Below are 25,145 nucleotides of genomic sequence, written 5' to 3'. Positions count from 1 at the left end.
CACGCGCCGCCTAGAAACTTTCCCTCAGATAGATCAGTGGCGACTTGTACTGTCCGAAGCTCGCGCGCGCCGAGGGGTTCTGGTCGTAGTTGCTGCCGCTCCACTTGCCTTGCAGCCAGGTGAGCGACCCCGCGGAGGCGGCCGTGGCGCTGCCGCCCGTGCCCACGCAGGTCGAGCCGGTGGCGCTGGCGCCCAGTTGCAGGTTGATGTCCATGCTGCCGCTGTTGCCCGCGCCCGGCTTGATCAGCGTGAAGTAGCCGCGGCCCGAACTCAGCTTGAGCGTGGCGGTCGCGAGGCCGGTCTCGCAAGCCACGAGGTTTCGCTGGTAGTTGCCCATGGCCATGATGCCCGTGGGCAGCGACGTGCACTGGTCGGAGGTGTTGGTTGCGAAGCGTGCGCCGTCCCAGTACTGCGCCTCCACGGCGACCGGCAGGTTGGTGAGTTCGCTGCCATAGGCGCTGGCGAGCTTGAGGATGCCGTAGCGGAAGGCAGTGCCCGAATCGAAGGCGATGCTGGAGAAGGTCAGCGGCGTGGTGGTGGCGATGTTGCCGTTGCCCGTGACGGCGTTCTCGCTCGTGTCGCTCACGCCCCAGGTGAGCGAGATGGCCGCGCTGAACGGCGCCAGCGGCGTGCTCGCGGAGCGCGTGAACTTGAGCAGGTCCGAGCTGCTGGTGGCGAGCACGCCGGTGCCGTTGCTGTTGCTGGTGAGCGATGGCGTGGTCGCGCCAGAGACGTCCAGCCCGGGCGATGTGGGCGACAGGGGGCTGTAGGTCTGCGAGATGCCGGCGGTGGCGAGCTTCCACATCGCGCCGCTGTAGTTGGCGGTGGTGGTGCCCGCGGCATTGCGTGCCAGCACCGTGGCCTGCGCAGCGGTGATGTAGCCGAAGGGCTGGCCCACGTAGGTGAAGGAGCGTGTGCTGCAGGCCGTGGTGTTGAAGGTCTTCAGCACCGGCGTGACCAGCGTGGTCACGTCGAAGTGGTCGGGCACGAAGCGGCCGACGGTGATGACCGGCGAGGTGATGTTGAGTTCCGCGGCGGTCGAGCCGTCGGCGCCGTCCACGCTGGCAAAGCTGCTGTCGACCAGTTGCAATGAGAAGGCGCCAACCTCGCTGTAGCTGGCCGTGGTGTTGTTGATGACGCCGGCTGCCGCCGTGAGGCTCACGGTGAGCGTGCCGAAGCTGCCGGTGCAGGCGGTGCCCGCACAGGCGGTGACGGTGGCCGTTGGTGCCAGCGTGTAGTTGGTGGTGGTGGCCGACGCTGCATTGACGGCGGTCGCACGGATGGTGAAGGGCTGTCCGGCCTTGTGCACGTTGCCGCCGATGGCCGTGGCGTTGGCGAGCGTTCGGCCAGTGCCGGCTGTCGCCCAATCGGTGTCGGTGGCCGAGAAGCTGGCGAAGGACGAAGGCCGGATGGCGAAGTCGTCGGTGGAGCAGGCCACCACCGTGGCCGTGCCCGTGGCGGGGTAGCTCATGCGCACGCGCACATCGCGCCAGGCGTTGGGCTCGGTGAAGCTGACAGTGTCGCGGCCGAGGTCGGTGGTGGCGAAGGTGGTCGTCAGCGTCTGCAAGGCGGTGGTCCAGGTCGAGCGGCAGCCCGTCGATGCGTTGAGTGCGCCGCTGTTGTCGCTGGCGTTGAGCAGTTCGACCTTCACGTCGCCGGTGAAGGTGGTGGCCACGGCGGTCTTGGCGGTGTTGAGTGCCACCACGGCGAGGTTGAACGCGGAGCCTGCGACCTTGGTGTGGATGTTGCCGGTGATCGAGCCGGCGGCGGTGCTGGTGTCGAAGGCGTTGAAGCCGCCGGGTGCGGTGACACGTCGCGTCCACAGGATGGTGGTGTTGTTGGTCACCGAGGCCGTCTGGAACGAGTACTGCACGTAGTCGCTGTTGTTCAGCTCATAGCCCACCGAAGCGCCTGCAGGGTTCGATTGCGTGGCCCCCGAGGAATGGGCCCCGCCGCTGCCATCGATGGTCCCGTAGCGGTAGACGAACTGCCCTTGTTCGTATATCTGCACCTGGAAGGTGGCGAACATGGTGGTCGTCTGGACCACGGAGGTGTTGCACTTGCTGCCGCCGGAGCAGTAGTAGGGAACGGCCAACCACGACACGACGAACACGCGGTTCGGGGCCGTTCCCATCGAGCGGTAGCGGATGTAGTTGGCCACGTTATTGGGCTGCAGGTCGTCCCACAGCGGCAGCATCGCCGCATCGATGTTGGGTTCGCCGCTGGAGCCACCGTTCAGCGGCAGCGCGGAGTTGCGGTACTGCGTGCTGGTCTGGCCGTCTCCACCGAAGAACAGCATGCCGTTGCTGCTGATGCGCAGGGCAGTGTAGGTGGAGGCACCGTAGGTGAAGCTGAAGCCCAGCGAGATGTCGGCGGACACCTCGTCGTCATGGAGGTCTTCAGTGGTTCCCGTGGTGGAGATGTCGATCCACGGGTACGCCAGTTGTACGGCGGCAGAACTGTCCGCCGTGTAGGTCTGAGCCTGAGCGCCCTGGCATGCCAAAAGGCAGGCCAGAAGTGCCAGGAACCAGCCTGCGAGGGACTTCATGGCGTGCTCACGACCGCCTGCAACTGCCGCTCCGCGTAGTCGGCAGCGCCGAAGGTGCCAGTGCTGGCCGTCGAGATGATCTGATGAACGTACACGCTCGTCCCCGCCTCATCGAACGGCCCCGTGCGCGAGCAGGTCACCGTCACCGTGAACCCGCTGGCGGACCCCGACAAGGCCGGCAGCGTGGAGCTCGCCGTGCACGTCCCCGCCTGCAGCACCTGGTAGGCACCCCACTCGATGCCCGCCTTGGCTGCGAAGTAGGCCTTCGAGCCTGCGAGGTCGCGTGCCGAGCCGACTTGCTGCGTGGTGGACATGGACACGATCATCGCGCCGAGCAGGGCCAGCACCACGATGAGAAACACCGCCGAGATGATGGCGAATCCGCCTTGCCTGGTCGCGCGCATGGAGGTTTTCATGGCGAGTTGTCCAGGTGCACCTGGTGCATCAGCGTCACGCTCTCGCCGCCGGAGGTGATCTTCAGCGTGAGCGTGAGCAGGCCGTTGCGGGCGGAGGCGCTGCTGTTGTAGACGAAGCTGCAGGTGTCCACATTCGCGGCGAGCAGCGCATTGTTGTTGCCCGTCAGCGTGGACAGCGGCGCCCCCGAGGCGTTGATCGGCTGCGAGGACTGGATGGCATAGCCGCCGTAGCGACGCAGAGTGCCGCTGCCGCCGGCCACCGGTGCGCAGTAGAAGGTCACCGGCGTGTTGACGATCTGGAAGCGGTTGCTGGGCGATGCGAAGGGAAACTGCGTGCCGCCCACGGTGTAGGTGAGTGTGCTCAGGGCACTGCCGGTGCTGGTCAGGGCGCGCCGGCTCTCGCCGCTGTAGGCATCGGCGCCGGGCAGGCCCAGGTTGTAGACCACGAGCTGGTCGCCCGCGGCCACGGCGACCGTGGGGCCCAGCACCGAGAAGCTGCCGTCCGTGGTGGAGTTGAAGTCGAGGAAATCGCCGCCGCCGGTTGCATCGGGCGCGGCACGGTAGCGCCCGCCGGCGGACACCGGCAGGAATTCGAGGATGGTGCCCGTCGCATCCACCCGCACGCTGTTGGGCAGCGCGCGCTGCACCTCGCGGGCAATGCGGCGCAGGGCGTTGTCGGCGGTGTCGCTGAGTTCGGCGCGGCGGGCCTGGTCCACGTACGCATTCACGGGGGCCTTCACGAAGACGGCGATGATGGCCGCGATCACGCCGGTCATCGAGATGACCAGCACCGCTTCGAGCAGGGTGAATCCGCGGGCTGCGTGCTTCATGGCTCAGCCCGTCGCGTTGGGGGAGTGGCGGAAGCGGTAGCCCGTGAGCGTGATGGACTCGCCCTTGCCGGTGACGAGCACGTCCACGCGCAACACTGCACCGGCCGCCAGGCCGAACACCGTGCCGGCGCGCGACACGGTGACGGTGGCCGAGTACGACGACAGCCCCGTGACGGGCGTGCTGCCGTTGTCCATGCTGTAGATGCCCGAGGACATGCTGTAGCCGTTGTAGTCGGCCACGTTGTCGAAGGGGTCGGTGGAGGAGAAGCGCGACTCGGTGGACGGCTGCGGCCCGAGCGTGCCGCCGTTCTTGTCCTGCGAGTTGCCCACGCCGCCGGTGCACGAGGCGCCGGAGGTCGGCAGGTTGTTCGGGTCGTTGGCTGCGTCCTGCGGGTCGCACCAGGTGAAGGGCTGCATCAGCACTTCGTTGAGCAGCGACTCGGCGATGGCCACCGCCTGCTTGCGCACCATCGGGTCGGCGCTGTTCTTGATGGCGGTGTTGTAGACCACGAGGATGCCCGCGATGGACATGCCCATGATGGCCACGAACATCACCAGCTCGATGAGGCTCAGGCCGCGCTGCCGGCGATGCGAACGGTGCTTAGCGCACATAGCCCGTCTCGGGTTCGATGGTGATGGCCGTGGCGTAGCCGCTCACGGTGACCGACTGCGAGCTCGTGAGCAGGACCGGCGGGGCGCCACCCGACATGGGCCGGCCCAGCGAATCGAAGGCGATGCTGAGCGTGCCCGAGACGGTCGCGCCCTGCTCGTAGACGGTGCTGGCGTAGGACAGCCCGGTCGCCGGGTTGATGACTGCCTGCGAACACGAGGCGCTCGATCCGGCGGAGGGGGCGTAGGTCATGGTCACGGCCGTGGTGCCCACGGTCACGCACACGTTGCGGCGCATGGCCACGGCCGACTTCTGCGCATACCGCAGGGCCGAGGCCACGTAGTCACGAGCGCCGCGCGCCGCGAACCCGCTCTTGTCGAACAAGCGCGGAATCGCGACGGCGGCGAGGATGCCCGTGATCACGAGCACGATGACCAGTTCGCCCAGCGTGAAGCCGCGCTGCGTCTTCATGCGAAGTCCCTGGAGCGGCAGGCTGTGCTGCCGCGGGTCATGTCGCTGGTCGATCAGCGTGCGCACATCACCGTGGCGGTGGCGGCGGTGACGCCGGTGCCGCGCGGGGTGATGGTGCAGCTCACGCTGGTCGCCGTGCCCGAGCAGTCGCCCGTGCCGGTGACCTGGAACTGGTCGTCGGTGGTGGGGGCGGTGGCTTGCAGGGTCACGCCGTTGACGAAGTTGCCCAGCAGGGCCGAGGTGCAGACGTTGGCCGCGCTCATCGTGACGGCCGACGCATTGCCCGCGCTCTTGGCGGCGAAGTTGACCGAGGTGCCCGAGGCGATTGCGCCGGCGACGCCGCGTGCAGCGGCGTTGTGCGCATCGACCGACAGGTCCACGAACTTGGGCACGGCCACCGCGGCGAGCACGCCGAGGATGATGATGACCACGACCAGTTCGATCAGGGTGAAGCCTTGTTGCTGTTTCATGAGAGATGCTCCTTAGGGGACTGCAGAAAATTTGGATGCGAACGGCTCAACATCCGGTGATGACGCTCTGGGAAATGGACGCAGCCGTTCGCGCGACCAGTGATTCGATGTAGCTGAAGCCGCATTGCAGCGGGTTGGGCGCATCCGCCCGGGATATCGTGGTGGTGCCGTTGGCGACGCTCACCGCATAGCCTTCGGCGCGCAGCTCGGCCTCGGTGGCGTGGAAGCTGGTGCCGATGCCCGCCGCTCCCAGGATGCCGGGCGCACCGGGAGCTCCCGGATTCACCGAAGCCGGGTAGCCGTTGATTGTTCGAACCAGGCCTTGCTCGGTGCATACCGTGCCGGGGCCTTCGAGCCGGTTGTCCGCCACGCCGCCGCCCACGCAAGGCGTGGCATCAGGCATGCCGTTGCGCACGAGCAAGGCGCTGTGGACCAGGGTCGCGGACGAATGAACCGCGCCGCGGGCGTAGTTCAGGTGGCCGATGCGGGCCTGGCGCTGCATGTCCCACACGCGCGGCAGCACCAGCGACACGGTGATCGCCACGATGGAGATCACCACCACCAGTTCGATGAGCGTGAAGCCCTGGTTCATCAACCTTTCCTTGCGTCGAGCGTGCACGGCGAAGCCCTTGTTCCTCGGTTCGCATGGTGCGCGCGCGAGGCTGTGGGCAATGCTGCAAAAAGCTGGTCGAAGCGCCGGCTGTTCCGGCACGACGTATCGATTGGCTTATCGGCGAAGCCGCATGGCGCTTGAGCGGCAATGTGTGTGTGGGATCGCTCGCATCGGATCGCGCGACAAAGTGCACGCATGGCGTGTTCACTTCGTTCGTTTCACTTCTTGAGCGCGGCCTTGCCCAAATCCCACACCGGCAGGAACACCCCGAGCGCCAGGATCAGCACCAGCACCCCCAGGAACACGATGAGGATGGGCTCGATCTGCGCCGACAGTGTCTTGAGCTCGTACTCCACGTCCTGCTGGTAGAAGTCGGCGACCTCGGTGAGCATCTCGTCCAGCGCGCCGGATTCCTCGCCCACGGCGATCATCTGCAGCACCACCGGCGTGAAGATGCCGCTGGCCGCGGCGGTGCGCAGCACGCTGTCGCCGCGCTCCACGCCTTCGCGCATCTTGTCGATGGCGCGGGCGAAGTAGGCGTTCTCGACCGTCGCGGCCACGACGTTCATAGCCTGCACCACGGGCACGCCGCTCTTGAGCGCCAGCGCGAAGCTGCGGGCGAAGCGCGCGAGCGTGGCCTTCTGCGCGATCTTGCCGGCGATGGGCAGGCGCAGCTTGGTCCTGTCCCAGAGGTAGCGGCCTTCGGGGGTCTTGGTCCAGGCGCGAAAGGCGAAGACGGCGCCGAACACGCCCGCGAGCAGGTAGGGCCAGGCGGCCACCGTGAACCTGGAGAAGCCCACGAGGATGCGCGTCATGAAGGGCAGCTCGGCACCGAAGCCGTCGAAGACCTTCTGGAAGGCGGGAATGACGAAGAGGTTGATGACCGCGATGGCCGCGGCCATCACGATGATGACGAAGCTCGGGTAGCGCAGCGCGGTCTTGACCTGATCGCGCATGGTCTTCTCGAACTCCAGGTGGTGGAACAGGCGCAGGAACACCTCGTCCAGCCGCCCGGTGAGTTCGCCCACGCGGATCATCGCGACGTAGAAATGGTTGAAGACGCCCGCCTGCCGTGCCATGGAGGTGGACAGCTCGATGCCACTTTCCAGGCTTTCGCGCACGCTCTTGATGACGCGGCGCATGGCTTCGGTGGCCGATTCCTGCAGGCCGGCCAGCGCGCGCGTGATGGGAATGCCCGCCTTGAGCAGCGAATGCAGCTGCCGGCTGAACATCAGCAGGTCTTCATGCTGCACCTTCGCGCCGCGGCTCAGGGAGAACTTCGGCGCCGCCACCACTTCGACGACGTCGGCGGAGGCATTGATCTTCAGCGGCGTCATGCCGCCGCCCATCAGCTGGTCGGCAATGGCCGCCGCGCTCGCACCTTCGAGCACGCCTTCCATCAACTGGCCACGCGAGTCGCGGGCGGTGTAGGCGAAGCTTGGCATGTCTAGGGATCGATCTGCACCGACACGCGCATCGCTTCCTCAATGGTCGTGCGGCCTTTCATGGCCTGGGCCAGCGCATTGCCCATCAGCGTCTCGCGGCCGATCTGCTCACGCGCGATCTGCACGAACTCGATGGGCGAGCCGCGGTTGGCGGCATCCACCAGGGCCTGGGTCATCTCCAGCATCTCGTAGACGGCAGTGCGGCCGGCGTAGCCCGTGCCGTTGCAGCGCGAGCAGCCCAGGCCGCGGGCATAGCCGCCGTGGCTGTCGGCGTGCTCGCCGCCGTACTGGCGCAGCCAGGCGTGCTCCTGCGGCGTGGGTGTGTGCGGGCTGTGGCAGTCCTCGCAGACCAGGCGCACCAGGCGCTGGGCAATCACGAGGTTCAGCGACATCGCCACCATGTAAGGCGGCACGCCCATGTCCAAGAGGCGCACCGGCGTGGACGAGGCATCGTTGGTGTGCAGCGTGGACAGCACCAGGTGGCCGGTCATCGAGGCGCGCAGGCCGATCTCGGCCGTGGCGCGGTCGCGCATTTCGCCCACGAGGATGACGTCCGGGTCCTGCCGCAGCGCGGCGCGCAGCACGCGCTCGAAGGTCAGCTCGATCTTGTCGTGCACCTGAACCTGGTTGATGCCGGGGAGCCGGTATTCCACCGGATCTTCCACGGTGATGATCTTGCGGTCGGGCGAGTTGATCTCGTTGAGCGCGGCATACAGCGCGGTGGTCTTGCCGCTGCCGGTGGGGCCCGTCACGAGGATCATGCCGCTGGAGCGGTTCAGCGCATTGCGCACCTTCTCCATCATGTTCGCGGGCATGCCCAGGCGTTCCAGGCTCAGCAGTCCCGTGCCCTGGTTCAGCAGGCGCATCACGACCGATTCGCCGTACTGCGTGGGCATGGTGGAGATGCGCACGTCCAGCGGGTTGCCGCGGATGTCCACGTGGAAGCGGCCGTCCTGCGGCAGGCGCTTCTCGGAGATGTCCAGGCCCGACATCAGCTTCAGGCGCAGCACCAGGGCAGGCGCGATCTTGCTGTCGGCCTCGGTCTGCAGGTGCAGCACGCCGTCGATGCGGAACCGCACGTGCAGCTTGTGTTCCTGCGGCTCGATGTGGATGTCCGACGCGCGCACCTGGGCGGCGTCCTCGAAGAGGGTCTGCAGCAGCTTGACGACCGGCGCGTTCTGCACCGCGGCGTCGGTACCCAGCAGCGCGCCGAAGTCGGCCTCGGTCTGCGCCAGCTCGGCGGTCAGCTCCTGCGAGAGCTGCGTGATCTCGCCGGTGCGGCGGTAGACGCGGTCGATGGTGGCGAGCAGTTGCGTCTCGGTCACCACCGCCAGTGAGATCTCGCGCTTGAGGATGCGGGTCAGCTCGTCATAGGCGAAGAGGTCACTCGGGTCGGCCATGCCCACGCGCAGCGCGCCGGCGGTCTCTTCCAGTACCAGCGCACGGAAACGCCGGGCCTGGGCCTCGGGCAGCAGCTGCGTGATCTGCCCGTTGAGGTTGTACATCTTGAGGTTGATGTACGGGATCTGCATCTGCTTGGCGAGTGCGCCGCAGATCTGCTCCTCGGTGACGAAGCCGCTTTCCACCAGGATGCGGCCAAGCTTGCGCCCGCTGGTCTTTTGCTGGCCCAGCGCGGTGGCGAGTTGCTCCTGCGTGATCAGCGACTGCTGCACCAGCAGGTCGCCGAGTCGGAATTTCTCTGGAGGAGGCACGGCGCTCCGATCCACGGGGAGTGATGGATGGGAGGATTGTCCGGAGCGCAGTGCGCGGCAAAGCGCGGAAATTGGCGGCACTTGGCCGCCAATTCAATCGTTCGCGACTAGGTGCGCCAGACGCGAGGCGGGCAGGGCGCCAGCGCCCACGCGTGCGTGCGCCAGGCCTTCCACACCTCGACGAGCAGCTGCATGGCCGGCTCGACACGGTCGGCCAGCACGCGCAGCACCACGCAGCGCGGATTGGGCGATGTGGCGCCGCACAGATGCTGCAGCGGATGGCACGAGGCGGCCTCGCGGGCCAGGTCGAGGAATCCGTCACGCCTCGCGTCGTCGAGGCTTGCGCCGGACGCGAACCACATCGTCGCCATGACCCGGTGTCCGGCCATTCCCAGCGGCGAGTCGAGCAGGCGCTTGTCCTCGCCGTCGATCACGCCACGTTCCAGCCACGCGCCGGGCAGCTCGATGCTCTGCGTGAAGCGCCCCTTGTCGAAGACCTCACCGCTGGCCGGCAGCCCGAGCGCGAGCACATCCCAGCCGATCATCTGCGCACCGGGCGCCAGGTGGAAGCGCATGCGGTTCTCGCCTCGGCTCGAACGGTGGCAGATGGTCTCCAGCGGCAGCCACTCCAGGCGGGCACCATCGGCCAGGTGCGCATCGACATGCTGCGTCGCCAGCTCACCCGAGCTGCGATAAAAGCGCGTGGCACCCGGCGTGGTGATGACGCCGTGCGCGTCTTGCGCGAGATGCAGGTCGACCTGCAGGGAGTCTCCACCCACGATGCCACCGGGCGGATGCACCAGCACGTTGTGGCACACCGCTGGCGATTCCGGGTAGAGGCTTTGCAGCACCCGCAACGGCCCGCTGTGCCGGTCGTGCACGACGCAGCGCTCGCCGTCGCGACGGTAGTTCAGGGTGAGGTGGCCGTGCCAGCCCATTCGGCGTGGGGTCAGCGGCAGTTCGTGGGCAGGAACCGCTCGGGGATGTCCGTGCGGTTGCTGCCCTTGGCGGTCATCTTGTCCGGCGCCTTGGCGTTGCCGCACACCCAGGCCACGGGGACGATGGTGGCGTCGTCCACGACCGCGGGCCGAAAGCTCAGGATGTGTCCCGTCAGCGCCGGATTGGCCTGGTTGCCGAAGGTGATGTGCACCGCCCCCGATTCCACGGTGACGTTGCTGACCAGGTTGCTCACGATCTTCTCGGCCGCGGGCAGGCCGGCGGCAGCGTTGTCCGCCGGCAGGGTCTTGGTGGCCGTCCACGACTGCGCCACCGGGTTCTTGGCCACCTCGCTCCAGCGGGCGGCTTCGATGATCTGGCTGCGCACCAGCTTGCCCTGGATGCTGGGCATGGCCACCATGGCCAGGATGGCGATGATCGCCACGACGATCATCAGCTCGATCAGGGTGAAGCCCCGGGGGCGGGCAGGCAGGGCAAGCGACATGCCGCCATCATGCCGCCTTCCGCGGCCGGGCCGGCTCAACCCTTGCACCGCTGTTCGTAGTTCGCCTGGAAGCGTTGCAGATCCGCCTTCTCGCCCGGCGTCATGGTGGCTTCCTGCCGGCGCTTGGCCGTGAGGATGCGCAGCAGCTCGCCGCATTGCTCGCGGTTGCGTGCACTTTCATTGGCCTGCTGCTGCTGCGCGGCGATCTGCGATTGACGGGCGTCGCGCTCGCCGCGCTGCTGCTGGGCCAGTTGCTGGTAGGCGTTGCGCTCGTCTTCGCTGCACTTGCGGCGGTACTCGTTGCGCAGGTCGTTGATCACGTCGTACTTGAGGCCGCGCGCCGGCGCCGTGCGGATGGCGTCGTTGAGTTGCGCACATTCCGGGCTCAGATAGGCCAGGTGGTCGGGCGCCTTGCCCACCGAGGGCGTGATGCTGGATGAGCCGACGTTGTAGTCCTGCCGCCGGTCGGTGGGCCCGACCATGCCCAGCTTGCCCGAGGGCACGCCGCCGCAGGGCTTGTCTGAAATGTAAGTGCCCGAACTGCTGCTGCAGCGGTAGACCTGGGCCGCCGCCATTTGCGGCAGGCCCACGAGGGCCAGCGCCGCCATACCCAACCCCAACTTCACCACGTTCTTGTAACCAGCCATTTCCCCGCTCCGATCTGTGGCCCGAAGTCTAGTGGCCTTGCAGGGGAAAACGACCCTCTTTGGAGGGGGCTGCACCGGTTCGGGGGGGCTTTTTGCCGTGAAATCGGTCGCGTCTTTGCAAACTGGCTTTACACAGCGGCAAAGCTGTACGCCCGAGGTGCGGCGTTATTCTCCGGAGGACATGCGTTCCGATGTCCTGGAACCAGGAGAAAGACATGAAGTCCAGCCGAGTCGTCCGCCTTGCCGGCATTGCTGCCGCCCTCTGTGCCTGTGGCATGGCCGCCCAGGCCCTCGAATACGGCACCGTCGTGTCCAGCACGCCGGTCATCGGCCAGAGTTCGGTGCCGCAGCGCGAGTGCTATGACGAGCAGGTGGCCGTGCAGCAGCGCTCAGGCGGCGGCGGTGGTGCCGTCGTCGGCGCGCTGCTCGGTGGCCTGGTGGGCAACAGCGTGGGCGCTGGCATGGGCCGGGCCGCGGCCACGGCCGTGGGGGTGGTGGCTGGTGCCGCCATCGGAGACCGCGCCGAAGCCAACTCGCAGCCGCCCGCGGTGCAGAACGTGCAGCGCTGCCGCACCGTCCACAGCGTGCAGGAAAACATCATTGGCTACGACGTGGTCTACGACTACAACGGCGCGCGCCGCACCGCCCGCCTGCAGCAGAACCCGGGTGGTCCGGGCACGCAGATCGCGCTGGATGTGAATGTCGCGCCCAGCGGCGCCGCCAGGCCGTACCGCCAGGGCCGGCCGGTGCCTTCCAATGCCGGACAGCCGGTGGGTGAGCCGGTGGACGACCAGCCGCAGACCTACTACGAAGAGCGCCGTCCGGTGGCCTATCCGCAGACGGTCTACTACCAGCCTGCGCCGGTCTACTACACGCCGTACCCGGCGGTGGTGGCTGCACCGACCATCTGGATCGGTGGTTCCTGGGGTGTGCGTCGGCGCCACTGGTGAGTGAGCGGCGCGGCGACGGCGCCGTCTAGCGTCGCATCGCCCGCTTGAGGCAATCGTTCGACTCGCTGCCCACGCTGCTCATCATGCGTGGGTCGCGGGCCATGCGCAGCTTGATCAGCGCCTGCTCCAGGTCGAGCATGCATTCACCGGCTTCGCGGATGGTGGCGGCCAGCGTACGGATGGCCAGCTCCAGTTCCTTCTCGCTGCCATCGCTGCCGGTGACTCGCGGTGCTTCCATGGCTTCTCACAGCTTGGGGATGCGGATGGTGCTGATCATCAGCGAACCCGAGGCCAGGAAGGCCAGGCTCAGCGGATGCAGACCCCAGGGGCCGAGCGTGGTGGCGCCGAACCACATCTGCTCGCCCAGGCGTTCCTGCCAGGCCGCCACGCTCATCAGGAGCACGAGGAAGACGCTGGTGGGAATGGGCGTGCCCTCGAAGTAGGGCACCTTGGCCGAGCCCGCCGAGAGGCTCTCGGCCGTCACGTTGTAGCGCGCCAGCCGGCTCACGCCGCAGCACACGAAGAAGATCAGGATGGCGACGTCCCAGCCGCCGCGCATGCCGCCCGCATAGGCCAGCGTGGCAGGGCCCACGCCGAAGGAGATCACGTCGGCCAGCGAGTCCAGCTCGCGGCCCAGGGCGGAAGCCTGGTGGCGCCAGCGGGCGATGCGGCCGTCCAGCACGTCGAACACCAGCGCGGCAGGCGCCATGGCCGCGGCCAGCATGAAGGTGTCCAGCGACTGTGTGCCGATGTAGGCGGCGGCCAGGAACACCATCAACGCACCGCAGGCCGCGTTGGCGAGGGTGAAGAAATCCGCCAGCTGGAAGCTGCGGATCATGGAGAAGTGTTTCATCCCAGGGTATAGCACTCGAGTTGTCCGTGGTTGTGCATTGGACCATGCATCACTTCATCCAGGAGCAAGGCGGTCGGCGGCGGGCACGGAGTGCCTGCGCGCACGAGGGAGTCCACCACGAAGCCGTCGTCCTCCAGCTCGGCCAGGAAGTCGTGCTCGCCATTGAACAGCAGGGCACGGGGCTGCGCCTGCGAGTGCAGGAGCACCAGGTATTTGGCGGTGTAGGGACGGTTCGTCGCGAGAGTCTTGTTCGAGTTTTGCATGGGGCCATGCTATGGCCCTGCCAAATGTCGGGATAGCCGCGGATGACTCATTTGCTTGTCGGACAACGCCGACGCGCCCGGGCGTCACTGCAACAGGTCGAACAGGGTCCTGGCGATGACTTTCGTGGCCCGCCGCAGATCGTCCAGCACGATGTGCTCGTCCGCGCGCTTGGCATTGCTTTCGAACACCGTGCGCGGGCCCGCGCCGTAGATGGCCGCGGGAATGCCGCGTTCTCCGTACAGGCGAACGTCGGTGTACAGCGGCGTGCCGGAGACCGGAACCGGTTCGCCGAACACGGTTGCCGCATGCTGCTGCAAGGCCTGGACGAGCGCCGCATTGCCCGCCAGCGGCTTGAGCGCGCGAGCCAGCAGCAGCCGCTTGATCTCCACGCGGATGCCCGGCTGCGTGGCGGCGGCCTGGGCGATCACCTGGCGGATGGACGCTTCCACCTGCGCCGGGTCTTCCTCGGGGATCATCCGCCGGTCCAGCTTGAAGCTGACCTTGCCCGGCACGACATTGGTGTTGGTGCCGCCTTCGATGCGGCCCACGTTGAGGTAAGGGTGCGTGATGCCCGGCACCGACGAGCGGATCTCGCGGTACAGCGCATTCTGCGCATAGAGCGCGTTGAGGATGGCCACTGCGCCCTGCAGCGCATCGACGCCAGTTTCAGGAATGGCCGCGTGGGCCATCTGGCCGTGCACCGTCACTTCCATCTGCAGGCAGCCGTTGTGCGCGGTGATGACCTGGTAGCTGAAGCCCGCGGCAATGAGCAGGTCGGGGCGGGTGTGCTTGTGATCGAGCAGCCAGCCCGGCCCCAGCTCGCCGCCGAATTCCTCGTCGTAGGTGAAGTGCAGTTCGACGCTGCCCTTGAGCGCGGCGCCCAGCGACTCGAGCGCGCGCACCGCAAAGGTGTAGGTCGCGAAGTCGCTCTTGCTCACCGCGGCCGCGCGGCCATACAGCTTGCCGTCGGCGACCTCACCGCCGTAGGGATGGTGCGTCCAGCCTTCGCCGGGCGGCACCACGTCGCCATGGGCGTTCAGCGCGATGACCGGCCCGTCGCCGTAGCGCCGGCGCACGATGAGGTTGGTGACCGAGGCCATGCCGTGCTCCCGCACCGCCGGCTCCGGCACGGGGAACTGCAGCGCCTCGAAGCCGAAGCCAGCCAGCAGTTCAGCGGTGCGCAGCGCATGCGGCGCGTTGTTGCCAGGCGGCGTGTCGGTGGGTACCTGCACCAGGGCCTGCAGGAAGCGCACTTCATCGTCGAAGTGCTGGTCGATCCAGGCGTCGAGTTGTTGATGCGGATTCATGCGAGCTGCTCCAGCAGGTTCCGGAAGGCCTCCACGCACAGCTGTGCGTCGTCGTTGGTGATGGTTTCCAGCGGGTTGTGGCTGATGCCCGAGTTGCCGCCGCGCAGGAACAGCATGGCCTGCGGCATGAGTTCGTGCAGCTTCATCGCATCGTGGCCCGCGCCGCTGGGCAGCCGATGGATGGGCAGACCCAGCGATTCGACGGCACGCTCCCACCTTGCCTGCCAGGCCGGGTCGCTGGGCGCCGCGCTGGCGCGCAGGGTCTCCTCGATCTGGCAATGCAGCCCACGGGCTGCCGTGATGCGGTCGAGTTCGGCGAGCACGTCCGCCACCAGGCGATCGCGCTTGTCGTTGGTGGTGGCACGCAGGTCGAGGCTGAACCGGCATCGCCCGGGCACCACGTTGATGGAGCCGTCGGGCACGGTCAACATGCCCACGGTGCCCACCACGTCGGGCTCGGTCGAGGCGCGCCGTTCGACGAACAGGGCCAGCTCCGCCACCGCCGTGGCTGCATCACGCCGCCGGTCCATCGGCGTGGTGCCGGCATGACTGGCCAGGCCAATCATCTCGCCGACGAACCGCACGCTGCCGTTGATGGAGGTGACCACGCCCAGCGGCATGTCGATCTCGTCGAGCACCGGGCCTTGCTCGATGTGGACTTCGACGAAGCCGAGGTAGCGCGATGGATCTCGGCGCAGGGCCTGGATCGCGGCCACGTCCGCCGGCAGGCCGGCGTGCTGCATGGCGTCGCGCATCGTCACGCCATCGGCATCGGCCTGGTCGAGCCATGCCGCGTTGAACTGCCCCACCAGCGCACCCGAGCCGAGGAAGGTGGCCTTGTAGCGCTGGCCTTCCTCCTCCGCGAAACCCACCACCTCGATGCCGAAGGGCAACCGGCGCTGCGCACCATGCAGTTCGCGCACGCAGGCCATGGGCACGAAGATGCCCAGTCGGCCGTCGTACTTGCCGGCGTTGCGCACGGTGTCGTAGTGGCTGCCGGTGAGCAGGCGTTTCGCATGCGGGTCGCTGCCGTGGTAGATGCCCACCACGTTGCCCACCACGTCCACGGACACCTCGTCGAAGCCGCAATCCTTCATCCACGCCACGAGCTGTGCCGAGCAGGTGCGATGCGCCTCGGTGAGGTAGGTGACCGTGAGCTGTCCTGCCTCGGCGAAGCCGGGATCGCTGTGCGCGGCCAGTGCCTCGGACCAGTCCCACACGAGATTGCCCAAGGTCGGCACCACGCCAAACTTGTCGTCCAGGCGGATCTGCGCGATGCGGTGCACCTGCCGCAGGCACTCGGCGAGTTCCAGGTCGGCAGGGTTCTCCAGCCGGCGCTCGAAGGTCGAGATGATCTGGGCGCGCGTCAGCCCCGTTCCGCGCGGACCGCGCACCGCGAGGATGAACGGCCAGCCGAAGCGCTGCTTGTACTGCTCGTTGAGCACGTGCAGCCGTTCGAACTCCTGCGGCGTGCAGTGCGTGAGGCCGGAGGTCGACTGCTCGTTGCGCGACTCGGCCGTGAGCGTGTTGGCCACCATGGCCTTGCCCGCGAGTTCGGGGTGCGCTCGCAGCAGCGACAACTGCCGGTCCCGCGTGGCGCTGCGCACGGCGCCGGCCATCGCCGCTTCAAGCTGCGCCAGAGACTTGAACGGGCGCTGCCTCAGGGCCTCCTGCACAATCCATGGCGAGTGTTCGTACACGCCATCGAGCATCGCCAGTGCTTGGGGCTCGCTGGCGTTGTTCAACGCATCCAGGGTGAGTGCCGTCATGCCACCGCCTCGATCGCCGGCGCGGGAAAGTGCGCGCGCCAATGCCTGGCGATGTCGATGCGCCGGCACACCCACACCTTGTCGTGCCGGCCGATGTGGTCCAGGAACTTCTGCAGGCCTCGCAGGCGCCCGGGCCGGCCGAGCAGCCGGCAATGCATGCCCACGCTCATCATCTTCGGCGCCGCTTCGCCTTCCGAATACAGCACCTCAAAGCTGTCGCGCAGGTACTCGAAGAAATCGTCGCCCTTCACGAAACCCTGGGGCAGGGCGAAGCGCATGTCGTTGGCATCCAGCGTGTAGGGCACGATGAGCTGGTTGACCCAGCTGTCATCGGACTTGCGCACCGGCATCCAGAACGGCAGGTCGTCGCCGTAGTAGTCGCTGTCGTATTCGAAGCCACCGAAGTCGGCCACCAGCCGCCGCGTCTGCGGGCTGTCGCGGCCGGTGTACCAGCCCAGCGGCCGCTCGCCGGTCAGCCGCTCGATGATCTCCACCGACACGCGCAGGTGCTCGCGCTCGGTGGCTTCGTCCATCTGCTGGTAGCTGATCCAGCGCCAGCCATGGCTCGCGATCTCGTGGCCCTGCTCGACGAAGGCCCGCGCCACCTCGGGGTAGCGCTCGAGCGCCATGCCCACGCCGAACACCGTGAGCGGCAGCCGGCGGCGCTCGAACTCACGCAGGATGCGCCACACGCCCACCCGCGAGCCGTACTCGTAGATGGACTCCATGCTCATGTGCCGGTCCGCGAAGCTGGGCGGATTGAACATCTCCGACAGGAACTGCTCGCTGCCGGCATCGCCATGCAGCACGCTGTTTTCGCCGCCTTCCTCGTAGTTCAGCACGAACTGCACGGCGATGCGCGCGCCGCCGGGCCATTGCGGGTGGGGCGGATTCGGGCCGTGCCCTTTCAGGTCGCGCGGGTACGGGGCTTGCGTTCTCGCGGGGTGTGAGAGGTTCATCGACGCGGCTTTGAAGTCTCGGATCACTGTATACACTTTGACTGCCAATGCAAACGCCGGGCCTGCCGGAAACCCCATGGGACGACTGACCACGCACGTTCTGGACACCATGCACGGCACGCCAGCCGCAGGCATGCGCATGCGGCTGGAGCGTGTGGACGACGGTTCCGCCGCCACGCTGGTGCGCATCACGCTCAATGGCGATGGCCGCGCGGATGCACCACTTCTGGACGGCGTTGCATTCAAGCCGGGGCGCTATCGCCTCGTGTTCGAGGTCGGTGCGTATTTCAAGGAGAAGGCTGTAGCCTTGCCGGAGCCGAACTTCCTCGACGAGGTGCCCATCGCCTTCGGCATCGCCGATGCATCGACCCACTACCACGTGCCCCTGCTCGTGAGCCCCTGGTCATACTCCACCTACCGGGGCAGCTGAGGCGCATGGACAGCTACCTGCTCGACTGGGTCAACCTGCTGTTGCGATGGTCGCACGTGGTGGTGGGCATCGCGTGGATCGGCTCATCGTTCTACTTCGTCTTCCTCGACCTCAACCTCCTGCCGCCGAAGGATGAGGTGCTGAAGGCCAAGGGCGTGGATGGCGAGCTGTGGGCGGTGCACGGCGGCGGCTTCTACAACCCGCAGAAGTACCTCGTCTCGCCCGGGCACGTGCCCGAGAAGCTGCATTGGTTCTACTGGGAGAGCTATTCCACCTGGATGACCGGGTTCGCGCTGTTCACGGTGCTGTACCTGTTCCAGCCCTCGACGTTCCTCATCGACCGCAACGTGCATGCGTGGTCGCCTGCCGCGGCCGTGGTGGCGGCGCTTGGTTTCCTCGTGGTGTTCTGGCTGGTCTACGACCTCGCCTGCCGATGGTTCGGCGAGCGCGAGGGCGGTGGCCGCATCGTCGCGGCCATCACCATCGTGGCGGTGGTGTTCGCCGCATGGCTGGCCTGCCAGCTCTTCGCGGGCCGTGCGGCGTTCCTCATCGTCGGCGCGATGATGGCCACGGCGATGACGGCCAACGTCGCGCACTGGATCATCCCCGGACAGCGCAAGGTCGTCGCGCAGATCAAGGCGGGCGAGCCGGTGGACCCCATCCACGGAAAGCGCGGCAAGCAGCGCAGCGTGCACAACACCTACTTCACGCTGCCGGTGCTGTTCGCGATGCTCAGCAACCACTACGGCTTCCTGTACGTCGCGCCGGACAACTGGGTGGTCCTGGTGCTGCTCATGGCCGCGGGCGCGCTGGTGCGGCATTCCTTCGTGGCGCGGCACCAGGCCTTGCTGTATGGGCGACGGGTTCCTTGGGAATACGCCGGTGCGGGCGTCGTCATCATCATCGGCCTCATGCTGTGGCTTGCGCCGCGCCCCAGGCCGATGACCACCGTCGCGGTGCCTGCGGTGCAGTTCAGCGAGGTACAGGCGGTGATTGGCCAGCGCTGCGTGATGTGCCACAACGCGCAGGTCATCAGCAAGAACGTGCAGCTGCACACGCCGGCGCTCGTGGCGCAGCATGCGCAGCAGATCTACCAGCAGGCGGTGGTGCAAAAGACCATGCCCTTGAACAACGCCACGCAGATCACGGATGCGGAGCGTGCCTTGCTCGGCCGGTGGTTCGAGGAAGGCGCGCGGGTGAATTGAGATGCCCAGGTTCGCTGCCAACCTCACGCTGATGTTCAACGAGGTGCCATTCCTCGACCGGTTCGAGCGTGCGACCAAGGCCGGGTTCGAGGCGGTGGAGTTCCAGTTTCTGTATGAATGGCCAGTGAGCGAGGTCGCTGCGCGTTTGCAGGGCAACGGGTTGACTGCGGTGCTGCACAACTTTCCGGCAGGAGACTGGGCCCAGGGCGATCGCGGGCTGGCGTGCCAACCGCGTCGGCAGGAAGAGTTCAGGGCGTCGGTGCCGCAGGCGATCGGCTACGCCAGGGCGCTCGGCGTCGACCGCTTGCATTGCCTGTCCGGCATCGAGCCCGAAGACCCGCTGCCCACGGCGATCTTCGACACCTTGATCGCGAACCTGCGCTGGGCCGCCGACGAATGCGCGAAGGCCGGCCTGAAGGTGCTCATCGAACCCATCAATCGTCACGACGTGCCCGGCTATTTCGTCCGTGACACGACTCGGGCCTTGCAGGTGATGGACGCCGTGGGCGCCGACAACCTGCTGCTGCAGTACGACCTCTACCATGCGCAGCGCAGCGAGGGCGAACTCGCCGCGACCATGGAGCGGCTGCTGCCGCGCATCGGCCACATGCAGATCGCCGACAACCCCGGCAGACATGAACCCGGGACCGGGGAGATCAACTATCCGTTCCTGTTCCAGAGGATGGATGCGTTGGGCTACGCCGGTTGGGTAGGGTGCGAATACATTCCGCTGAGCCGGACCGAAGACGGTCTGGCGTGGATGCCTCGTGGGAGACCTGATGCTTGAGATCCTTGAGATATTGGTGGGGGCCGTGGAGGCGATCCGTGCATGGCGCTTCTCGGTGTGCGTGATCGGCGGCTTCATCGTCGGCTTGTTCGCGATTGATGTCATGCCCCCGGGTGGATCGCCTGGGGTGGTGTTCGTCTGCCTCCTGCTGTTCGGTACGGCCATCGGCCTGACATGGCAATCCGCTCATCGGCGCCGAACAACACCTTCAGGCGCAGGCATTGATCGGTGAGGTGGTCACTGCCCCTTGAACAGCGACTGGAAATGCCGTGACACCGGCAGGGTTTCGCTGCGGCCGCGCAGGCGCAGGAGCATGTTCCCATCGTCCAGCCGCACGGCCGCGGCGATGTGGCGATGGTTCACGATGACGGAGCGGTGCACCTGCCAGAAGAGCTGCTCGTCCAGCTGGGCAAGGAGGTCCTTCAGCGGCGTGCGCAGCAGCGCATCGCCTTCGGCGTGAACCACGCGGGTGTAGCGGCTGTCGCTCTCGAAATAGATGACCTCGTCGGTGCGGATCATGCGCAGCTCGCGCCCGACGCTGGCTTGCAGCACGGCCAGGGGTGGAGGCCGCCGCACATGCTCGGCCAACTGCTGCAGCAGCGCCTGGGTGCCGGCTGTGACCTGCGTGGACGCTGACAACCGCGCTCGCAACCGTTGCACCGCTTGCGCCAGGCGGTCGGGGTCGACGGGCTTGAGCAGGTAGTCCATGGCGCCGGCCTCGAAGGCATCGAGCGCGTGGTCGCCATGCGCCGTGACGAACACGACCTGCGCCTGGTCGCCGATGCGGCGCGCGACGTCGATGCCGCTCAAGCCCGGCATGCGGATGTCGAGGAAGCACACCTGCGGGCCATGTTCGAGGAAGGCGTCCCACGCGTCGGCACCGTTGGCGGCGGCGGCCACCACCTTCGCCTCGGGCCAGGCGCGGGCCAGCGCGGCCAGCAGCTGTTCGCGGGGGGCTTCTTCGTCGTCGGCAACCAGGATCTGGGTCATGGCGTCCCTCGGGGTTCTGAAGGCAGGAGGGGAAGCTTGAGTTCGGCACGGAAGCCGCCGCCCGGTGCGGCACCGAGGCTGAGGCTGGCCGAGGGGCCGCAGGCCAGCGCCAGGCGTTCTCGGACATTGCTCAAGCCGATGCCCTCCTGCATGCCAGGCTCGGGCCCGCGACCGTTGTCGATGACTTCGAAGGTCGCGCCCTTGCGGTCGGCATGTCCGAGCAGCGCGACTTGTCCGCCAGCCAGCTGGGTCTCCAGCCCATGCACCACGGCGTTCTCGACCAGTGTCAGCAAGGACCCGGGCGGAAGCTGGAGCTTGCGCAGGTCGTCGTCGACCTCGATGCGGAAGGCCAGGCGCCCCCCCATGCGTGCCTGCATGATCTGCAGGTAGCGCTCCACGGCAGCCAGCTCGTCGCGGGCCGCCACCAGGGGGTGCCTGAACATCGGCAAGGTGGCGCGCAAGAAGGCGATGAGCGCGTCCAGCAGCGGCGCGGCGCGGTCGTCCTTGGTGTGAACCCAGTGCTGCAGCGAGGCCAGCGTGTTGAAGAGAAAGTGCGGCTCCATCTGTGCCGTGGCCAGGCGGCCGGCCATCTCCACCGCTTTCTCGCGCTCGGCCTGCTCGCGCAGCCGGCCTTCGATCTGGGCGGCGCGCCACAGCACCAGCAGCCAGAAGCCACTGAGCAGCAAGGCCATGCCGAGCACCAGTGCAAGGGCGATCGACTCCCGGTCGCCTTGGTTCGTGACGCGCCAGCACAAGCCGAACACCAGCAGCACCACGACGATCGCGACGCCCAGCTGCGCCTGGAAGAGCGGCTTGGCCCACGGCCGCCACCACAGCCATCTCGCCACGCCCAGTCCGATGACCGCCAGCGCGATGAGCGCGCCGAACAGCCGCGCCGTCTGGGAGGCGGGCGACAGCTGCATCACCACGAAGGCGACCACGGCGAAGTTGATGCCGGCGTTGGCGAGCAGGGTGGGGCTGGGGGTGTCGGCACCGGCGCGCGCCATCTCGTCGGCGGTGAAAGGCTGCCGGCGTCCGGAGTACCAGAGCTGGGGCCAGTCGATGCGCGGGTGTTTCATGAAGCCAGTATAGGAACGGGCCCGGGCGTGGCAGCAGCCGGTGCGGCGGACGGACGGTGGCGCGGTTGAACTGCCGTGGGAGCCGGCGAGTGGTGTGCGGGTGCTTGCCGGCCGGCCCTCAGCCGGGCTGCGCGGCAGCAGCGAGGGGCCTGGACCGGATGGCATCGCGCATCAGCTGCGCCACGACGGACACGGCCACCACCTCGGGCTGCTTGCCGATGATGCCGTCGATGCCGATCGGGCAGGTCATCCACGCCAGGGACTGGGGCGACAAACCCTTCGCCTCCAGCCGATGGATGAACCGTTCCCGCTTGCTTCTTGATCCGATGAGGCCGAGATAAGCAAAGTCATCTCGCCGCAACACCGCCTCGCAGATGCGCAGGTCCAGGTCATGACTGTGCGTGAGCACGAGGTAGCAACCGCCAGAGGGCGCATCGCGGACTTCATCTTCCGGGACGGGCGAACTGCGCCGGGTGATGTGCGATGGCCAATCCCTTTCTCCAAGGCTGCCCGGGAATTCCGACTCCCGCTCATCGATCCAGTCCACACGCACATCCAGCGTCGCCAGCAGCCTCGCGATTGCGCGCCCCACGTGACCGGCGCCGTGCAGTTGAAGGTGAAAGAGCGGCTGCGGTTCAGGCCAACCGTCGACAGCTGCTGGGTCCAGCACCGACCAGCGCAGTGCCACGCTGCCTCCACAACACTGCCCCAGCGACGGCCCCAGCGCGAATTGCTGGACGTGCGCATGCATCTCGCCGCTTCTCAGCATCTCGCGGGCGATCTCGATGGCCTTCAGCTCCAGGTGCCCGCCACCGATGGTGCCGATGCACGTGTGCTCATCCACCACCATGCGAGCGCCGGATTCGCGCGGCGATGAACCGCGGACTTCGACCTGCTGAACCAGCACCGCGCGATGCCGCTCGGACACCCATCGCAGGGCAGTGAGGCGGTCGTCGCGTTCCATGCGGCAGTCTCCGCGATCAGGCCTTGCCTGACGAGGCGTTGACGGACCGCACCGCTGCCAGCACCGCTTCCGGCGTGGCCGGCACCCGCAGCGGTGGATCGACCCGATGCCCGCCCACCGCCGACACCGCATCCCGAATCGCCAGGAACACCGAGAAGGCCAGCAGCAGCGGCGGTTCGCCCACGGCCTTGCTGCGGTGGATGCTGTCCTGCACGTTCACGTTGTCGAAGAGGCGCACGTTGAAGACCGGTGGGCAATCGTTGGCCGTCGGAATCTTGTAGGTGCTCGGCGCATGCGTCCACAGCAGCCCCGACTGTGGATGCCACACCAGCTCCTCGAAGGTCAGCCACCCCATGCCCTGGATGAAGGCGCCTTCGATCTGCCCGAGGTCCACGGCCGGGTTCAGCGAGCGGCCGACGTCGTGCAGCACGTCTGCGCGCAGCAGCGTGTGCTCGCCCGTCAGCGTGTCGACCTCGACCTCGCTCACGGCCGCACCGTAAGCGAAGTAGTAGAAGGGATGGCCAGTCAGCGTGTTGCGGTCCCAATGCAGGCCCGGCGTGGCGTAGAAGCCATCGGACCAGAGTTGCACCCGCGCTTCGTATGCTTTCGCGACGAGTTCCTTGAACGACAGGTGGCGGCCGGCCCCATGCACGGCATCCGATTCGAAGCGGACATCGGCAACATCGACACCCAGTGCCTGCGCAGCAACCACCGCCAGCCGCTCGCGGATCTGCCGCGCCGCATCCTGCGCCGCCTTGCCGTTCAGGTCACTGCCTGATGAAGCCGCCGTCGCCGATGTGTTGACCACCTTGTGCGTGTCGGTCGCACTCACGCGCACCCGCGACAGCGGCACGCCCAGTTCATGCGCGACCACCTGCGCCACCTTGGTGTGCAGGCCCTGACCCATCTCCGTTCCGCCATGGTTCACGAGGATGGAGCCGTCGGTGTACACATGCACCAGCGCCCCGGCCTGGTTGAGGTGCTTCACGTTGAACGAGATGCCGAACTTCACCGGCGTGAGTGCGATGCCGCGCTTGCGCACCGGGCTCGAAGCGTTGAACGCCTCGATGGCCGTCCGCCGCTCGCGGTAGCCGCTCGTGCGCTCCAGTTCATCCACGATGGGGCCGATGACGTTGTCGTCCACCACCTGCCCGTACGGCGTCACGTTGCGCGACTGCGTGCCGTAGAAGTTGGCCCGCCGCACCTCCAGCGGATCGCGCCCCAGCGTGCGGGCGATGCTGTCGAGCAGCACCTCGGTGACGATGGCGCCCTGCGGCCCGCCGAAGCCACGGAAGGCGGTGTTGCTCTGCGTGTTGGTGCGCGCCGAGTAGCCGTGCATGGACACCTCGGGCAGCCAGTAGGCGTTGTCGACGTGGCAGATGGCACGCGTCATCACCGGGCCGGAGAGGTCGGCGGAATGGCCGGCACGCGAGATCAGCGTCAGCTCGTAACCGAGCACGCGGCCGTCGTCGTCGAAGCCGGCTTCGTAGTCGAACTCGAAGCAGTGCCGTCGGCCTGTGATGAGGAAGTCGTCGTCGCGGTCCACGCGCAGCTTCACCGGCTTGTCCAGCCGCCGCGCCGCCACCGCGGCAATGCACGCGAACTGGGCCGACTGCGACTCCTTGCCGCCGAAGCCGCCGCCCATGCGCCTGCACTCGACGCGCACCGCGTTCGACGACTGGCCCAGCGCCGTTGCCACGTGGTGCTGCATCTCGCTCGGATGCTGGGTGGAGCAGTGCACCACCATGCCGCCATCTTCCTGCGGGACGGCGACGCTGATCTGCCCTTCGAGGTAGAACTGTTCCTGCCCGCCGACCGACAGGCTGCCCTTCAGGCGATGCGGCGCGGCGGCGATGGACGAGGCCACGTCGCGGCCCGCATCGCTGCGCTTCAGGTGCATCGGCGGCAGCGCATGCAGGCCTTGCGCATGGGCATCGCGCGGGGTGAGTACCGGGGGTAGGGCCGCGATGCTCAGCACCTGCTTGGCCAACGCGGCAGCACGACGTGCATCGAGGCGTGAACGTGCAATGACCGCGAACACCGGTTGCCCGAGATAGCGAAGCTCTCCCTCAGCCAGGATGGGGTCGTCATGCACGATCGCCCCGCAGTCGTTCACGCCCGGGATGTCGGCCGCGACGATCACGTCCACCACACCGGGCAGCGCGCGGATGCGCGCCACATCCACCGCCTGCAAGGTTCCCCGCGCCACCGGCGACAGGCCCAGTGCGCAATGCAGCGTGCCGTTCAGCTCGGGGATGTCATCGGTGTAGCGTGCTTCGCCGGCCACGTGCAGGTGGGCAGATTCATGCGGCAGCGCGCTGCCCACGCTGCCTTCGTTGCGCGATTGCATGGCCGCACGCTGTGGCAGGGCGTCGTCGCTGGAGG

Annotated in this window: 27 protein-coding genes; 5 read left to right on the top strand and 22 right to left on the bottom strand. The window is 67.4% G+C overall.

Going from position 1 to position 25,145, the window contains the following annotated elements:
• Positions 1–10: 10 nt before the first annotated feature.
• From DZC73_RS10865 to DZC73_RS10810, 12 genes are all read right to left on the bottom strand, one after another.
• A complete protein-coding gene (locus tag DZC73_RS10865) occupies positions 11–2,548 on the bottom strand; it encodes a DUF6701 domain-containing protein (protein ID WP_124540228.1) in 2,538 nt (845 codons plus the stop codon).
• Positions 2,545–2,964 (bottom strand): hypothetical protein, encoded by a 420-nt coding sequence (locus DZC73_RS10860; RefSeq protein WP_124540227.1) that lies wholly within the window; start codon positions 2,962–2,964, stop codon positions 2,545–2,547. The genes DZC73_RS10865 and DZC73_RS10860 overlap by 4 nt, the downstream gene beginning before the upstream one ends.
• The gene (locus DZC73_RS10855) at positions 2,961–3,794 is read right to left on the bottom strand and encodes a PulJ/GspJ family protein (RefSeq protein WP_124540226.1); all 834 of its coding nucleotides are present in this window, start codon (positions 3,792–3,794) and stop codon (positions 2,961–2,963) included. The genes DZC73_RS10860 and DZC73_RS10855 overlap by 4 nt, the downstream gene beginning before the upstream one ends.
• A gap of 3 nt (positions 3,795–3,797) precedes the next feature.
• Entirely contained in the window at positions 3,798–4,406 is a 609-nt protein-coding gene (locus DZC73_RS10850) for a type IV pilus modification PilV family protein (protein WP_124540225.1), read from the bottom strand.
• Positions 4,396–4,875 (bottom strand): pilus assembly FimT family protein, encoded by a 480-nt coding sequence (locus tag DZC73_RS30605; protein ID WP_124540224.1) that lies wholly within the window; start codon positions 4,873–4,875, stop codon positions 4,396–4,398. The genes DZC73_RS10850 and DZC73_RS30605 overlap by 11 nt, the downstream gene beginning before the upstream one ends.
• A gap of 53 nt (positions 4,876–4,928) precedes the next feature.
• Positions 4,929–5,345: a type IV pilin protein gene (locus DZC73_RS30600; RefSeq protein ID WP_124540223.1), complete on the bottom strand. Its 417-nt coding sequence runs from the start codon at positions 5,343–5,345 to the stop codon at positions 4,929–4,931.
• 46 nt (positions 5,346–5,391) lie between these two features.
• Positions 5,392–5,937 carry a type II secretion system protein gene (locus DZC73_RS10835; RefSeq protein WP_124540222.1) on the bottom strand — a complete coding sequence of 182 codons (546 nt, stop codon included), beginning with the start codon at positions 5,935–5,937 and terminating at the stop codon, positions 5,392–5,394.
• Positions 5,938–6,176: 239 nt separating this feature from the next.
• Entirely contained in the window at positions 6,177–7,403 is a 1,227-nt protein-coding gene (locus tag DZC73_RS10830) for a type II secretion system F family protein (RefSeq protein ID WP_124540221.1), read from the bottom strand.
• Positions 7,404–7,405: 2 nt separating this feature from the next.
• Positions 7,406–9,115: a GspE/PulE family protein gene (locus tag DZC73_RS10825; RefSeq protein ID WP_124540220.1), complete on the bottom strand. Its 1,710-nt coding sequence runs from the start codon at positions 9,113–9,115 to the stop codon at positions 7,406–7,408.
• Positions 9,116–9,222: 107 nt separating this feature from the next.
• Positions 9,223–10,053 carry an urease accessory protein UreD gene (locus DZC73_RS10820; RefSeq protein WP_124540219.1) on the bottom strand — a complete coding sequence of 277 codons (831 nt, stop codon included), beginning with the start codon at positions 10,051–10,053 and terminating at the stop codon, positions 9,223–9,225.
• Between the two features lie 11 nt (positions 10,054–10,064).
• A complete protein-coding gene (locus DZC73_RS10815) occupies positions 10,065–10,556 on the bottom strand; it encodes a pilin (protein WP_124540218.1) in 492 nt (163 codons plus the stop codon).
• 35 nt (positions 10,557–10,591) lie between these two features.
• Complete coding sequence (locus tag DZC73_RS10810) at positions 10,592–11,203, bottom strand: hypothetical protein (RefSeq protein ID WP_124540217.1); 612 nt, start codon at positions 11,201–11,203, stop codon at positions 10,592–10,594.
• 215 nt (positions 11,204–11,418) lie between these two features.
• On the opposite strand from DZC73_RS10810, the gene DZC73_RS30455 reads away from it, so the two are divergent.
• Complete coding sequence (locus tag DZC73_RS30455) at positions 11,419–12,153, top strand: glycine zipper 2TM domain-containing protein (RefSeq protein ID WP_328589499.1); 735 nt, start codon at positions 11,419–11,421, stop codon at positions 12,151–12,153.
• Between the two features lie 25 nt (positions 12,154–12,178).
• Here DZC73_RS30455 and DZC73_RS10800 read toward each other — a convergent pair whose 3' ends face one another.
• From DZC73_RS10800 to puuE, 6 genes are all read right to left on the bottom strand, one after another.
• Complete coding sequence (locus DZC73_RS10800; protein WP_124540216.1) at positions 12,179–12,391, bottom strand: hypothetical protein; 213 nt, start codon at positions 12,389–12,391, stop codon at positions 12,179–12,181.
• Positions 12,392–12,397: 6 nt separating this feature from the next.
• A complete protein-coding gene (locus DZC73_RS10795; RefSeq protein ID WP_235835072.1) occupies positions 12,398–13,006 on the bottom strand; it encodes a CDP-alcohol phosphatidyltransferase family protein in 609 nt (202 codons plus the stop codon).
• The gene (locus tag DZC73_RS10790; protein ID WP_124540215.1) at positions 13,003–13,269 is read right to left on the bottom strand and encodes a hypothetical protein; all 267 of its coding nucleotides are present in this window, start codon (positions 13,267–13,269) and stop codon (positions 13,003–13,005) included. Before DZC73_RS10790 ends, DZC73_RS10795 begins: the two co-directional genes overlap by 4 nt.
• Before the next feature lie 84 nt (positions 13,270–13,353).
• Positions 13,354–14,577 (bottom strand): M20 family metallopeptidase, encoded by a 1,224-nt coding sequence (locus DZC73_RS10785; protein WP_124540214.1) that lies wholly within the window; start codon positions 14,575–14,577, stop codon positions 13,354–13,356.
• Positions 14,574–16,346 carry a 2-oxo-4-hydroxy-4-carboxy-5-ureidoimidazoline decarboxylase gene (uraD, locus tag DZC73_RS10780; RefSeq protein WP_124540213.1) on the bottom strand — a complete coding sequence of 591 codons (1,773 nt, stop codon included), beginning with the start codon at positions 16,344–16,346 and terminating at the stop codon, positions 14,574–14,576. Before uraD ends, DZC73_RS10785 begins: the two co-directional genes overlap by 4 nt.
• A complete protein-coding gene (gene puuE, locus DZC73_RS10775) occupies positions 16,343–17,305 on the bottom strand; it encodes an allantoinase PuuE (RefSeq protein ID WP_124540212.1) in 963 nt (320 codons plus the stop codon). The genes uraD and puuE overlap by 4 nt, the downstream gene beginning before the upstream one ends.
• Before the next feature lie 76 nt (positions 17,306–17,381).
• Between puuE and uraH the strand changes: the two genes are divergently transcribed.
• The 4 genes from uraH to DZC73_RS10755 are packed head-to-tail and all read left to right on the top strand — an operon-like array spanning position 17,382 to position 19,959.
• Positions 17,382–17,735, top strand: coding sequence for a hydroxyisourate hydrolase (gene uraH / locus DZC73_RS10770; protein WP_124540211.1), 354 nt, complete (start codon positions 17,382–17,384; stop codon positions 17,733–17,735).
• 5 nt (positions 17,736–17,740) lie between these two features.
• Entirely contained in the window at positions 17,741–18,940 is a 1,200-nt protein-coding gene (locus DZC73_RS10765; protein ID WP_124540210.1) for a urate hydroxylase PuuD, read from the top strand.
• A 1-nt stretch (position 18,941) separates the two neighbouring features.
• The gene (gene hyi / locus DZC73_RS10760) at positions 18,942–19,727 is read left to right on the top strand and encodes a hydroxypyruvate isomerase (protein ID WP_124540209.1); all 786 of its coding nucleotides are present in this window, start codon (positions 18,942–18,944) and stop codon (positions 19,725–19,727) included.
• The gene (locus DZC73_RS10755; RefSeq protein WP_124540208.1) at positions 19,720–19,959 is read left to right on the top strand and encodes a hypothetical protein; all 240 of its coding nucleotides are present in this window, start codon (positions 19,720–19,722) and stop codon (positions 19,957–19,959) included. The genes hyi and DZC73_RS10755 overlap by 8 nt, the downstream gene beginning before the upstream one ends.
• 5 nt (positions 19,960–19,964) lie before the next feature.
• On the opposite strand, the gene DZC73_RS10750 is transcribed toward DZC73_RS10755, so the two are convergent.
• The 4 genes from DZC73_RS10750 to xdhB form a co-directional block, all read right to left on the bottom strand.
• Complete coding sequence (locus DZC73_RS10750; RefSeq protein WP_124540207.1) at positions 19,965–20,717, bottom strand: LytR/AlgR family response regulator transcription factor; 753 nt, start codon at positions 20,715–20,717, stop codon at positions 19,965–19,967.
• Positions 20,714–21,796, bottom strand: coding sequence for a sensor histidine kinase (locus DZC73_RS10745; protein ID WP_161974534.1), 1,083 nt, complete (start codon positions 21,794–21,796; stop codon positions 20,714–20,716). Before DZC73_RS10745 ends, DZC73_RS10750 begins: the two co-directional genes overlap by 4 nt.
• Positions 21,797–21,914: 118 nt before the next feature.
• A complete protein-coding gene (xdhC, locus tag DZC73_RS10740) occupies positions 21,915–22,760 on the bottom strand; it encodes a xanthine dehydrogenase accessory protein XdhC (protein ID WP_124540205.1) in 846 nt (281 codons plus the stop codon).
• Positions 22,761–22,776: 16 nt separating this feature from the next.
• The gene (xdhB, locus tag DZC73_RS30210; RefSeq protein WP_235835086.1) at positions 22,777–25,110 is read right to left on the bottom strand and encodes a xanthine dehydrogenase molybdopterin binding subunit; all 2,334 of its coding nucleotides are present in this window, start codon (positions 25,108–25,110) and stop codon (positions 22,777–22,779) included.
• Positions 25,111–25,145: the final 35 nt, after the last annotated feature.

It is taken from the genome of Rhizobacter terrae, from assembly GCF_003852895.1.
GTDB lineage: Bacteria > Pseudomonadota > Gammaproteobacteria > Burkholderiales > Burkholderiaceae_C > Albitalea > Albitalea terrae.
The sequence above is the reverse complement of the archived record's forward strand: the minus strand, read 5'-3'. Positions and strand labels throughout refer to the sequence as shown.